This is a genomic window from Massilia sp. H6 (assembly GCF_024802625.1).
GTDB lineage: Bacteria > Pseudomonadota > Gammaproteobacteria > Burkholderiales > Burkholderiaceae_D > Telluria.
Window position 1 is genome coordinate 1,480,389 of the sequence record NZ_CP103371.1, and the last position, 11,931, is coordinate 1,492,319.

Annotated in this window: 11 protein-coding genes; 6 read left to right on the plus strand and 5 right to left on the minus strand. The window is 65.8% G+C overall.

Annotation, left to right across the window (positions count from 1 at the left end):
• Positions 1 to 45 precede the first annotated feature (45 nt).
• The gene (locus tag NRS07_RS06585; RefSeq protein ID WP_259211979.1) at positions 46 to 1,806 is read right to left on the minus strand and encodes a glutamine--tRNA ligase/YqeY domain fusion protein; all 1,761 of its coding nucleotides are present in this window, start codon (positions 1,804 to 1,806) and stop codon (positions 46 to 48) included.
• Between the two features lie 184 nt (positions 1,807 to 1,990).
• Between NRS07_RS06585 and NRS07_RS06590 the strand changes: the two genes are divergently transcribed.
• The 5 genes from NRS07_RS06590 (at position 1,991) to NRS07_RS06610 (ending at position 5,820) form a co-directional block, all read left to right on the plus strand.
• A complete protein-coding gene (locus NRS07_RS06590) occupies positions 1,991 to 2,281 on the plus strand; it encodes a DnaJ domain-containing protein (protein ID WP_259211982.1) in 291 nt (96 codons plus the stop codon).
• Between the two features lie 100 nt (positions 2,282 to 2,381).
• On the plus strand, positions 2,382 to 2,894 hold the full coding sequence (locus NRS07_RS06595; protein WP_259211985.1) for a hypothetical protein: 513 nt from the start codon (positions 2,382 to 2,384) through the stop codon (positions 2,892 to 2,894).
• A complete protein-coding gene (locus NRS07_RS06600; protein WP_259211987.1) occupies positions 2,891 to 3,703 on the plus strand; it encodes a hypothetical protein in 813 nt (270 codons plus the stop codon). Before NRS07_RS06595 ends, NRS07_RS06600 begins: the two co-directional genes overlap by 4 nt.
• A 17-nt stretch (positions 3,704 to 3,720) precedes the next feature.
• Positions 3,721 to 4,593, plus strand: coding sequence for a hypothetical protein (locus tag NRS07_RS06605; protein ID WP_259213057.1), 873 nt, complete (start codon positions 3,721 to 3,723; stop codon positions 4,591 to 4,593).
• Positions 4,594 to 4,617: 24 nt separating this feature from the next.
• Positions 4,618 to 5,820 carry an MFS transporter gene (locus NRS07_RS06610; protein ID WP_259211988.1) on the plus strand — a complete coding sequence of 401 codons (1,203 nt, stop codon included), beginning with the start codon at positions 4,618 to 4,620 and terminating at the stop codon, positions 5,818 to 5,820.
• Between the two features lie 12 nt (positions 5,821 to 5,832).
• Here the strand turns inward: NRS07_RS06610 and NRS07_RS06615 are convergent, their stop codons facing one another.
• Positions 5,833 to 7,125 (minus strand): amidohydrolase family protein, encoded by a 1,293-nt coding sequence (locus NRS07_RS06615; RefSeq protein WP_307729927.1) that lies wholly within the window; start codon positions 7,123 to 7,125, stop codon positions 5,833 to 5,835.
• A gap of 92 nt (positions 7,126 to 7,217) precedes the next feature.
• Positions 7,218 to 8,144 (minus strand): hypothetical protein, encoded by a 927-nt coding sequence (locus NRS07_RS06620; protein ID WP_259211989.1) that lies wholly within the window; start codon positions 8,142 to 8,144, stop codon positions 7,218 to 7,220.
• A 274-nt stretch (positions 8,145 to 8,418) separates the two neighbouring features.
• Between NRS07_RS06620 and NRS07_RS06625 the strand changes: the two genes are divergently transcribed.
• Positions 8,419 to 8,742: a hypothetical protein gene (locus tag NRS07_RS06625; protein ID WP_259211990.1), complete on the plus strand. Its 324-nt coding sequence runs from the start codon at positions 8,419 to 8,421 to the stop codon at positions 8,740 to 8,742.
• 1 nt (position 8,743) lies between these two features.
• Here the strand turns inward: NRS07_RS06625 and NRS07_RS06630 are convergent, their stop codons facing one another.
• Complete coding sequence (locus tag NRS07_RS06630) at positions 8,744 to 9,991, minus strand: CaiB/BaiF CoA-transferase family protein (protein ID WP_259211991.1); 1,248 nt, start codon at positions 9,989 to 9,991, stop codon at positions 8,744 to 8,746.
• A 92-nt stretch (positions 9,992 to 10,083) separates the two neighbouring features.
• Positions 10,084 to 11,850, minus strand: a complete 1,767-nt coding sequence (locus tag NRS07_RS06635) for a cation:proton antiporter (RefSeq protein WP_259211992.1) — start codon at positions 11,848 to 11,850, stop codon at positions 10,084 to 10,086.
• Between the last annotated feature and the right edge of the window lie 81 nt (positions 11,851 to 11,931).

The window sequence follows — 11,931 nt, forward strand, 5'->3', positions numbered from 1 at the left end:
ACGCGAAACACCCGCACTGCCCAGGCTGCATGGCAGATAGGCGAATTACTTGCCCCAGCTGTCCTTGAGCGTGGTCACGCGATTAAAGACCGGCTTGCCCGGTGTCGACTCCACGCGGTCGGCCACAAAATAGCCGTGCCGCTCGAACTGGAAGCGCTGGTCGGCCACGGCGTCTTTCATGCCCGGCTCCAGGTAGGCGGTCACGGTTTCCAGGGCGCTCGGGTTGAGCGCGGCCTTGAAGTCCTTGCCGCCGGCGTCCGGGTTGGCATCGAGGAAGAGGCGGTCGTACAGGCGTACTTCGGCCTCCAGGGCAGTGGCGGCGCTGACCCAGGTGATATTGCCCTTGACCTTGTAGTTGTCGGCACCTGGCGTACCCGACTTCGAATCCGGGAAATAGCTCACGTGCACAGCGCTGACCGCGCCATCGGCGTCGCGGTCGAAGCCGGTGCACTCGACCACGTAGCCGTATTTCAGGCGCACGCGGCTGCCCGGCTGACCGTCTTTCGGCGGAGTGAAGCGGTGGTAGCCCTTGACCGGGTTTTCCATGAAGTCTTCCTGCTCGATCCACAGCTCGCGGGTGAACGGGAAGCTGCGCACGCCCATATCCGGGTGGTGCGGGTGGACCGGCGAACTGCATTCATGCGACTCGCCTTGCGGGAAGTTGTCGACGATCAGCTTGAGCGGTCGCAGCACCGCGATGGCGCGCGGCGCCTTCGGGTCGAGGTCGTCGCGCAGCGCGCCTTCGAGCGTGCTCATGTCGATCCAGCCGTCGGCCTTGGACACGCCGATGCGCTCGCAAAACAGCTGGATCGATTCCGGCGTGTAGCCGCGCCGGCGCAGGCCGACGATGGTCGGCATGCGCGGGTCGTCCCAGCCCGTGACGATGCCTTCGTCGACCAGCTGGCGCAGCTTGCGCTTGCTGGTGACGACGTAGGTCAGGTTCAGGCGCGCCATTTCGTACTGGCGCGGCACCGGGCGTTCGAAGAAGCCGCCGGCCGTCAGCGTTTCGACCAGCCAGTCGTACATCGGACGGTGGTCCTGGAACTCGAGCGTGCAGATCGAATGGGTGATCGATTCGAGCGCATCCGAGATCGGATGGGTGTAGTCGTACATCGGGTAGATGCACCAGTCGTCGCCCGTGCGGTGGTGGTGCGCATGGCGGATGCGGTACAGCGCCGGGTCGCGGTTGGTCATGTTGGGCGAGGCCATGGCGTCCTCGAACATCTTCGCGCGCAAGATGTGCTCGCCATCTTTGAACTTGCCGGCCTTCATGTCGCGGAACAGTTGCAGCGATTCTTCCACCGGACGGTTGCGGAACGGCGAGTTGGTGCCGGGCGTACCGAAGTTGCCGCGGTTCTTCGCCATTTCTTCGGCGCTCTGGCTGTCGACATAGGCCTTGCCCTCGCGGATCAGGTATTCGGCCATCTCGTACAGCTTGCCGAAGTAATCGCTGGCGTAATGCAGGTATTCCTGGCCACCCTGTTCCCACGAGAAACCGAGCCAGCGCACGCTGTCCATGATGGTGTCGACGTATTCCTGGTCTTCTTTTTCGGGATTGGTGTCGTCGAACCGCAAGTGGCAGCGGCCGGCATAGTCGCGCGCCAGGCCGAAGTTCAGGCAGATCGATTTGGCATGGCCGATGTGCAGATAGCCGTTCGGCTCCGGTGGGAAGCGGGTAATGACCTGCGGCATGCCGTCACGCGCGTGGGTGCCGGCCGCGAGGTCATTGTCGATAATGGCCCGCAGAAAGTTAGACGGAGGCACAGGCGCACTGTTCGCGGCCGGTTTGTTCTTATCGTTGCTCATGAAAAAGTTTCTGGATGGGGAAGTAACGCACATTTTACCGTACGGAGGGGCCGGCGGCCTCGCGCGTAGCGCAGGGCAGGACGGGGACCTTGGGCGCGCATTCGCCACGTTATCGTTTTCTATAGGATAATCCCGGTTTGCCGTGTCGCGGTAATGCTAGCGGCCTTCGCCGGGAGAATTTTAGATGGAAAATTTATATGCGATCCTCGGCGTCGCCCCGAATGCCGGCGACGACGAGATCAAGAAGGTCTACCGCTCCCTGGCGATGCGCTACCACCCGGACCGCAACCAGGCGCCGGGCGCCGAGGCGCGTTTCAAGGCCGTCTCGAAGGCCTATGACATCCTGTCCGATCCGGTCAAGCGCGCCGAGTACAACCAGAGCGTCAACCACCGCATCGTGCTCGATGCCGAAGCCGAGGCCTACGAACTGTGGCGCTCGGTGTTCGCGCTCAACGGCGTCAATTTGCAGCATTGAACTGCAGTAGCGGGCGCCGCACCGGGCTGCGGCGCCGGCGGCATGCACGCCGCGTGCCTTGGCAGTTGCGCCGCGCCCATCATCAACAACAGGATACAACATGAAAAACGTACATCCCGAATTCTCGTTCCAGTCACGCGAACTGGAAGGGCAGATCGAGGGCACGCTGGGCGACCCGCCCAACAAGAAGAACTACAACATGATGGTCAGCGCGCTGGTGTCGGAATACGCCGGCGGCTCGGGCCTGGACGACGTCAACCTGATGGCGTTCGCACTCGCTGACTGTATCAAGTTCACCGATCCGAAGGGCCTGCTGCGCGAAGCGGCCGACTACGAAGGCACCGACCCGGCAGCGGTATTCGCCATGGCCGAGTGCGACGGCGAGCAGGGCCGCGCCATGTACGCCGCCATGACGGCGAATTATCCAGAACTGGCACGCCAGGCCATCATTACCGCCTTCCTGTACAAGAACCAGTCGCGCTGGGAAGACGAAGACCGCGATTTCGACCGTCTCGGCGAGGGCGACGAGGGCGACGACAACGACATGGAAGACGGCGCCGCCACCGACGACTTTACCCAGCTGTTCGATCCGGATGGAGGAGAGCGCGAATGAGCGACGAAGGACACGAAGCCAATAACGCCTCGGCCGGCGGCGGCAGCAACCTGCCCGCGCTGACCCGGCAGGTGAGCGAACTGGTGCTGGCCGGCTCGCTCGATCACGCCGAAGAAGCGTTCTCCAAAGCCGCCGACGAGCACGGCGACTATGCCGTGGTCGAAGTACTGTCCACGCTGCCGCCGCAGGTCACCGCGCTGCACCTGGCCGGCTTCGATGGCGGCAAGACATCGCTTGCGACCATGCTGGTGCCGCCCAAGGCCTGGGCCGACAGCCTGGCCTATATCGCCGCCACCTGGCCGGACAACATGATCGAGGACGATCCCGAGCGCATCGCCGAGAACCTGTTCAACCACGTGCACGGCATCGTCTATGCCAACGACGACGAAGAGCGCCGCCACGAACTGCTGCGCGAAGCCTCGGCCACCGACCACGGCGCCACCGTGTTCGCCATCATGTGGTCGCTGGCGCCGCGCGAGATCCTCGAGGTGGCCGGCGAAATCCTGGCCAAGGGCCGCTACGTGACCGGCCAGACCAGCGGCGACAGCGACATCGTGCCGCTGGCGATCGACCTGGCCAAGGCCAGCGAGGACGGCTGGGAGCGCTCGCTGCTGGAGTTGTTCCCGGAATTTCGCCACAGCGCCGAAATGGCCGATGTGCAGCTGCCGGACGATCCCGACGAAGAATCGCCCTTCATGCAGCGCAACACGCGCGAACTGCTCTACCGCTTGCGCAAGCAGGTGCCGTCGGTGCGCAGCATGCCGCGGCGCGGGACCCGCAGGAGCATGGGCACGGACATCTTCTCGTGAGCGCGCTGTCCGCAAACATGTTGCCCGCACTGGTGATCGAGAAGCTGCCGCGCCTGGTGCGCGCGATCAAGCTGCTGCCCGAAGAAGCCACACCGGACGAAGCCGCGGTGCTGGCCGACGAGCTGTGCGGCATCACCGCGATGGTGGCCGAGAAGTTCACCAATGACCGCACCGCCGAAGGCATCCAGCGCGCACTGCTGCTGACCGTGGGCGGGGTGTCGCTTGGCCTCGAGCACGAGGTCGACACCGACGACGACCTGGCCGCGCTCGACGTGCTGATCGAGGAGGGCGCCGAACAGGTGTTCCAGGCGGGGTTTCGCATGGTGCGCGACCTGGCCGCCATGCCAGAAGATACCCTGGTGGGCGAGTACGACACCGACCCGGTGTACGCCAAGCGGCGCCTGAAAGAGTTGTTCGTCGACTTGTGCACGGCCGATCCGGGCGAGACCTGGTCCGGCTACGAGCGCTACCTCAGCCAGCTCAAGGAGCGCCAGGGCGTACAGGCCATCGTGCGCGCCGCCCAGTGGCTGCGGCGCCACCACTACGAAGGCCCGATCCTCGACCCTGACCTCAATGCCGAAGGCGTGATCGCGCTGGCGATTATCTTCGCGGTGGAAGCGGGCGGGCGCATCACGGCGCGCACCGGGCAGCGCGAGTTCGAACGCTTCGTGAAATCGGTGCGCAGGAACAAGCCCGACTTCGAGGCCGGCTGGGCCGAGCTGATGGCGCGTGTTCCGGCGGCGCACCAAGGCGTCATCGCCGAGCGCATTGCCACCTACCGCGAGCAATGCACGGTGCTGCAGCAGATCGGCACCAAGGCCAGCATGAAGCAGCTGTTCGGCGAGCTCGAGAACTATGCCGGCTCGGAACTCGACGCCGACCTGCCGTAAGGGGTCGGCAATGACGGGTTGGCCTTGACCGGTGCGCGTGGTCCGATCGCGGCCGGAAGCCCGGACTTTCGCCGCATCAACCGCGCGATGGCGTTCGGCGGTTTTTCCGTCTTCGCGATGCTCTACTGCGTCCAGCCGCTGATGCCGCTGCTGGCACGCGACTTTTCTCTTACTCCCGCCCAGGGCAGCCTGGCGCTGTCGGTGTCCACCGCCACCCTGGCGGTGGCGCTGCTCGTCTCCGGCGCCCTGGCCGATCGCATCGGCCGCAAGCAGATCATGGTGGCGTCGATGGTCGGCGGCGCCCTGCTCACGCTGCTGTCGAGCTTCGCGCTCGACTATATCCAGCTGGTCGGCGCAAGGGCGCTGCTCGGACTGGTGCTTGGCGGCCTGCCGGCGGTGGCGATGGCCTATCTCAGCGACGAGATCGAAGGCGCCTCGCTCGGCCTGTCGATGGGCATGTACATCGGCGGCAGCGCCCTGGGCGGCATGAGCGGGCGGGTGCTGTCGTCGATCGTCAGCGATGTCACCTCGTGGCGCATCGCGCTCGCTCTGCTGGGCGTGGCCGGGCTGTATGCGGCCTGGGAATTCTCGCGCAGCCTGCCGCCGTCGCGCCACGCGGGCATAGTGCACGTGCGTGGGCCCGGCTGGCGCGACGGCCTGCGCATCCACTTGCGCGACGCAGGCCTGCCCTGGCTGTTCGTCTTGCCTTTTTTGATGATGGGCGTATTCGTCAGCCTTTATAACTACATCGGCTACCGCCTGCTGGCGCCGCCCTTCGGCCTGAGCCAGAGCGAAGTGGGCGCCGTCTCGCTGCTCTACCTGCTTGGCATCGTCAGCTCGATGTGGGCCGGGAAGCTGGCCGACCGCCTGGGCCGGCGCAACGTGCTGTGGCTGGTGCTGGGCATCATGCTGGCCGGGCTGCTGGTGACGCTGCACGATTCGGTGGCGGCGATCGTGCTGGGCACGGGCCTGGCCACCTTCGGTTTCTTCGCCTCGCATTCAGTGGCCAGCAGCTGGGTCGGGCGCAGGGCGCGCCCACCCCAGGCGCTGGCATCAAGCATCTACCTGTTCAGTTACTACGTGGGCTCGAGCGTGATCGGCTGGTGCACCGGTTATGTATGGGAGCACTGGGCCTGGCCCGGTGTGGTCGCGGCACTGGGGGCGCTGCTGGGGGTGGCGCTGGGCATCGCGTTGCGGCTACGCTACCTGGCGCCGGCAACGCGATGAACCCAATTCGGATCAGGGCGCGCTGCGCTTGACCACTACGCCGCCCTGGATCACCACCGCCGGGGCCTCCAGCAGCTGCACGTTCGCCGTCGGATCACCCGGTACCGCCACCATGTCGGCGAAGCGGCCCGCCTCGATCACGCCGACATCCTTGCGCGCCAGCGCTTCGGAGGCATTGATGGTGGCGGCCTGGATGGCTTGCAGCGGCGTCATGCCGTACTTGACCATGACCGCGAACTGCTTGCCGTTGCCGCCGTGGGGATGGACGCCGGCGTCGGTGCCGTAGACCATCTTCACGCCGGCAGCATGGGCCTTGCGGAAGTTCTGGCGCTGGAGATCGGTCACTTCGCGGTCCTTGCGCAGGTTATCTTCGAGCACGCCGTTGTTCTTGCCCTCGGCAGCGGTGTAGTCGCCGTTATAGATATCCATCGACAACCAAGTACCGTGTTTTTTTGCCAGCGCAATGCCTTCGTCGTCAATCAGGCTGGCGTGCTCGATCGTGTTGACGCCGGCGCGGATGGCATCCTTGATGCCGGCTGCGCCATGCGCGTGGGCCGCGATCTGCAGTCCCCATTGCTTGGCTTCGTCGACCGCGGCGCGCATCTCGGCGAGGTTCATCTGCTGCTGGCCGGGTTCGGTATTACGCGAGAACACGCCGCCGGTGGCGCAGATCTTGATGACCTGGGCGCCGTATTTGCGCAGCGCGCGGATCGACTTGCGCACCTCGTCGGGGCCGTCGGCGTTATACGGCCCTTTTTCTTCCATCGACGGCGGGAAATAGGTGCTGTCGCAGTGGCTGCCGGTCGGCCCGAACGACCATGCGGCCGGAACGATGCGCGGACCGCGCACCTTGCCGGCGGCGATGGCCTGGCCCAGGCCCACGTCGTTCCAGTCGGACGCGCCCAGGTTGCGCACCGTGGTGAAGCCCGCGTCCAGCGTCTTGCCTGCATGGACCACGCTCAGGGCCGACCAGAAGCGGTCGTTGTATTGCAGGTTGGTGTAGCCGCCGTAGGTCGGATCCGAATCGAGGTGCACGTGCATGTCGATCAGGCCGGGAACCAGGGTCATGCCGGGCAGGGCGATGCGGGTGGCGCCGGTAGCGCTCACGGCCGCCGCATCGGGCTTGATGCTGACCACCTTGCCGTCGCGCACCAGGATTTCGGGGTTCTGGATCATGCGTCCCGCGCGCACGTCGAGCAGGCGGTCGGCGGTGATGATCACGTCCGCGGCCAGCGCGGCAGGGCAGGTGAGTAGTGCGAGGCAGAACAGGGCGGTGCGCGATATTGGGCGATGCAGTTGGTCCAAAAGATTCCCCTTACGTGTGATGTAGGCAAGTAGCAACTTATACAGATAGTCGCCGCCAGCGTCCAGATGCACGTAAGGGGGAGCAAGGCGCGTTAGCGGTATGTCGACACCAGCGCCTTGAGCCGGGCGGTGGCGGTACGGACCGAGAGGTCGAGCTTCGGTTGCAGCGCCGGATGCTCGGCCGTGAATAGCTGCAGGCGCGTACTGGGGGGGTAGAGCTCGTCGAAGTCGATGTGATAGCGCTCGACGAACTGCAATCCGAGCCTGCGGGTCGCCGCTTCGATCGCGGCCAGGCGCCCGAGCTCGAAGCGTTCCGGCAGCATCTCGCCTAGCTTGTGCTGTCCATGCGCGGTGGCCAGCAAGAACCTGAGCTTGGCTTCGTCTTCGGTGAGCGAGACCCGCCGGATCTCGTCGCGCAATGCGCTCCGCTGGCGCGGCTGCAGCGCGCGCAGCAGCTTCGCGTCCGGGTCGAACGCATCGGGGCGCAATGCCAGCACCAGGTCGATCGCGTTGTTCAGCGCGATCAACTCGGAGCGGAAGCGGGCCGCGATGCCGGCCCACTTCACCGCATGGTCGTCGGCCAGAAAGGCATCCCAGCCCGCGTTGGTCAGGGTGGCGCGGGCCAGTTTGCCGTAATTGCGCGCCCATGCGTCGTGCGCGGCGAACAGCGGCGTGATGCTGTTGCAGAGCTGGTCGTTGATGTCGACATAGCGGCTGGCGATCTGGCGCACCTGCGCGGCGGTCAATTCCGGATGCTTGTTGACGCCAACCCCGCGATGCAGGCCCTGCAGCAGCCCGATGCTGACCAGGCCAAGCTTGTCGCAGCGATCTTGCTCAAGGAAGCGTGAGGTGAGGATGACATTGACCACCCCGGCCGGGCTGGCGGCAGCGGCGGGCAGGGCGGCGCCGAGCGCGAGCAGCGCAGCTGCACAGGCAGCGCAGCTGCGCAAATAGCGCCGCAGACACTGGCGGACGAAGCGAAGCGCCGGATGCTGCGGCGTGGGAGCGTGAACGGGCATGGCGTCTCCGGGCGGTGGCGTGAAACGGTCGACAACCCGGAAATTGTAGGGAGTGCTTGCGGTTGGCAAGTCGGGAACGCGCACGTGCGGCGAACTTTACCTATCAATGCGTTTGATCGGTATCGATTGTTTTACCGATTTCTCGGACGCAAACTAACCGGCAGCCTGCACCAGCTTGACCGCACACGGCAGAAATGCTCCCTTGACCTCTGCGCAGGGCGGTCTAAAGTGAGTAGGTCCAGCGGCCTTGCCGCGCCACTAACAGGAGCCCATCATGCTACAGCCTGCCGAAATTCAACAACGCTTCAGCCAGATCCAGCAGACGATCAACCAGGCCGAAGAAGTCACCCGCAACGACCAGGGTGCGCCCGACGACATTCGCGACTGCATCCAGAAGATCGCGCATGAGATGCCGGCCGCCGAACGCGCGATGCGTTCGAACGACCAGAGCCGCATCATCGAATGCATCGACCGCCTCGAAGAGATGGGCGACGATGCCAAGCGCATGGTACGTAGTTCACAGCCTTCGCCGCAGGTGGCGTCGGTGGTGACGCGGGTGCACGACGTGTTATCCGATCTGAAGCACCAGCTGCACTGAACTACACGACGCCCTTGCCGCGCAATGCGGCAATCTCGGCCTCATCCAGGCCCAGCACGCCGGCCAATACCTCGTCGGTGTGCTGGCCCAGCAGCGGCGGCGCCTTGTCGCTGGTCGCCGCCGTGCCCGACATCCTGATCGGGTTGCGCACCAGCTTGACCTTGCCTGCGGTCGGATGCGGCAGCTCGAATGCGACCTCGCGCGCCTGTACCTGGGGGTTGGCGAACACGTCGCCGATATCGTTGATCGGTCCGCAGGGCACGCCGACCGATTCGAGCAGGTCGATCCAGGCGTCGCGGCTGCGCAGCTTGACCATCTCCGCCAGCATCGGCACCAGCAGGTCGCGGTTCTGCACCCGCAGCGGGTTGCTGGCAAAGCGCGGATCGCTGGCCAGTTCCGGGCGGCCGCCGGCCTCGACGAACTTCTGGTACTGGCCATCGTTACCGGTGGCGACGATGATATGGCCGTCCGCGCAGGCGAAGGTCTGGTAGGGCACGATGTTGGCGTGCGCATTCCCCCAGCGCTTGGGCGGCTTGCCGCTATTGAGGTAATTGCTGCCCATGTTGGCCAGCATCGCCACCTGCGTGTCGAGCAGGGCCATGTCGATGTGCTGGCCTTGTCCGGTGCGGTCGCGCTGGGTCAGCGCGGCCAGCACCGCCACGGTGGCATACATGCCGGTCATCAGGTCGGTGAGGGCCACGCCGGCCTTTTGCGGGCCGCCGCCGGGCAGGTCGTCGCGCTCGCCGGTGACCGACATCAGGCCGCCCATGCCCTGGATCAGGAAGTCGTAGCCGGCCCGGTGCGCATAGGGGCCGTCCTGGCCGAAGCCGGTGATCGAGCAATAGACCAGGTCGGGCTTGATGCCCTTGAGCGTAGCGTAATCCAGGCCATAGCGTGCCAGGTGCCCGACCTTGAAGTTCTCCAGCACGACGTCGCAATGGCGCACCAGTTCGCGCAGCAGCGCCTGGCCCTGGCTGCTGGCGATATCCACCGTCACCGAGCGCTTGCCGCGGTTGGCCGCCAGGTAGTAGGCCGCTTCGCTGGTGTCGCGGCCTTCCTCATCCTTTGCGTACGGCGGGCCCCATGCGCGCGTATCGTCGCCGTGGCCGGGGCGTTCGATCTTGATCACGTCGGCGCCGAGGTCGGCCAGGTTTTGCGAGCACCACGGGCCGGCAAGCACGCGCGACAGGTCAAGCACGCGGATGTGGCCAAGCGCCTTGGGCAGCGCGGCGGAAGAGGTGAGCGTCATGGCGTTCCTGCTGGAATAAGGGACAGCGCGGATTATAGCTGCCTGCGCGTCGTGGGTTGAAGCGAAGCGCGCCCAGCCAGAGCGCTCAGCAATTACGCGCGGTTTTCTGGTTCCAGCAGTCCGGCGGCGAACAGCGCCCGTTCGTGGTCGACGATGCCATCGACCAGGCGCTCGTCCAGGCCCATCGCTTCGAGCACGAAGGCCGACAATTGCAGGCTCGCTTCCAGGGTTTCCGGCACCACCACCGTGGCGCCGGCCAGGCGCAGCGCGCGCGCATCGTTCTCGTCGCGCGAGCGGACAAACAGGGGAATGTGCGGGAACTCGCGCCGGATGCCGCGCACAGCCTGCATCGCCGAGCCGGGGTGGTCCATCGTCAGCACGATGGCCGGCGCTTCGCCGGCATGCACGCGGCGCAGCAACTCGGGGCGCGATGCGTTGCCGAAGTAGACCGGCTTGCCCTCGGCGTGCAGGCTTGACACCAGCTTGGCATTGCATTCGAAGGCGACGAAGGGGATGTGTTGCTGGGTCAGCAGCTTGGCCAGTTGCTGGCCGACGCGGCCGAAGCCGGCAATGATGATGCGCCCGCGCGCCGATGCCAGCTGGGCCCCGTCCTGGCTGGCCGCCAGTTCGCGCGCGGTGGTATCGCCACGCTCGCCGATGATGCGGCCCAGGCGCGCCAGCATTGGCGTGATGAACAGGCTCAGGCCCACCACCAGTATCACGCGCGCGCCCAGTGCCGGCTCGAGCACCTGCGAAGTGACGGCATAGCCGATCGCGACAAAGGCGAATTCACCGCCCTGGCCCAGCAGCAGGCTGCCCTCCAGCGCGCGGCTCCACGGCAACCCGCCGATCCGCAGCAGCGGCGCGATCACGCTGGCCTTGATCAGCACCAGGCTGCCCACCAGGGCGGCCAGCAGGAGCGGACCTTCCAGTACCTGCCGGGTATCGATGCTCATCCCGACACTCATGAAGAACAGGCCCATGAGCAGGCCCTTGAACGGTTCGATCATCAGTTCGACTTCGTGCTTGAATTCGGTCTCGGCCAGCAGCAGGCCGGCGATCAAGGCGCCCAGCGCCATCGACAGGCCGGCGGCGGCGGCCAGGCCCGCGATGCCGAAGGTAGTGAGCAGGATCAGGGCCATAAAGACGTCCGGCTGGCGGTGCTCGGCAAAGGAGCGAAACAGTTTATGCACCACGCGGGCACCGACCAGGTAGATCAGGGCAATGGCGGCAACGGCCTTGGCCAGCGTCAGCAGCGCCAGCATGGCAACACCCTCGCCACCGCCGTGCGCGCCCGGCCCGAGGGCGCCGATCAGCAGCAGGATCGGCACCACGGCCAGGTCTTGCAGCATGAGAATGGCGAAGGTGGCCTGGCCCAGCGGGGTGCCAGTAGCTCCCTGCTGGGCCAGCAGTTGCAAGACCACTGCAGTGGAAGAGAGCGACAGCAGCAGGCCGATGATGATCGCGGTCTGGGTGTCGGGCTGCTCGAACAGGTAATAAGCGCCGCCGATCAGGGCCGCGCTCGCCAACACCTGCGCGCTGCCCGCCCCGAACACCCAGCGCCGCATCGCCCACAGGCGCGCGGTGGACAATTCAAGGCCGATCATGAACATCAGGAACAGCACCCCGATCTCGGCCAGCATCGAGGTTCCTTCGCCGCGCGGAAAGGTCAAAAAGGCGAGCCAGGGCAGTTCGCCGGCCAGCAGGCCGAGCCCGAACGGACCGACCAGCGTGCCGGCCGCCAGGAAGCCGACCACCTGGTTGATGCGCAGGCGTTGCAAGGTAGGGATCAGGACGCCCGCAAGGACCAGGAAGAGAATGATCTCACGCAGGAAGGGAAAGGCGTGTTGCTCTTGCACGTTGGGCGCCTGAAGTCGAGGGTCTGGTCGATTGTAGCGCGAGCAGGCAGGCCGGGCCGCTACGCTGGCGGGCCTGCGCCC

Excerpts from the sequence above, each read along its gene's own strand:
- NRS07_RS06585 (WP_259211979.1), bottom strand. The coding sequence starts at position 1,806 with ATGAGCAACGATAAGAACAAACCGGCCGCGAACAGTGCGCCTGTGCCT.
- NRS07_RS06590 (WP_259211982.1), top strand. The coding sequence starts at position 1,991 with ATGGAAAATTTATATGCGATCCTCGGCGTCGCCCCGAATGCCGGCGAC.
- NRS07_RS06595 (WP_259211985.1), top strand. The coding sequence starts at position 2,382 with ATGAAAAACGTACATCCCGAATTCTCGTTCCAGTCACGCGAACTGGAA.
- NRS07_RS06600 (WP_259211987.1), top strand. The coding sequence starts at position 2,891 with ATGAGCGACGAAGGACACGAAGCCAATAACGCCTCGGCCGGCGGCGGC.
- NRS07_RS06605 (WP_259213057.1), top strand. The coding sequence starts at position 3,721 with ATGTTGCCCGCACTGGTGATCGAGAAGCTGCCGCGCCTGGTGCGCGCG.
- NRS07_RS06620 (WP_259211989.1), bottom strand. The coding sequence starts at position 8,144 with ATGCCCGTTCACGCTCCCACGCCGCAGCATCCGGCGCTTCGCTTCGTC.
- NRS07_RS06625 (WP_259211990.1), top strand. The coding sequence starts at position 8,419 with ATGCTACAGCCTGCCGAAATTCAACAACGCTTCAGCCAGATCCAGCAG.
- NRS07_RS06630 (WP_259211991.1), bottom strand. The coding sequence starts at position 9,991 with ATGACGCTCACCTCTTCCGCCGCGCTGCCCAAGGCGCTTGGCCACATC.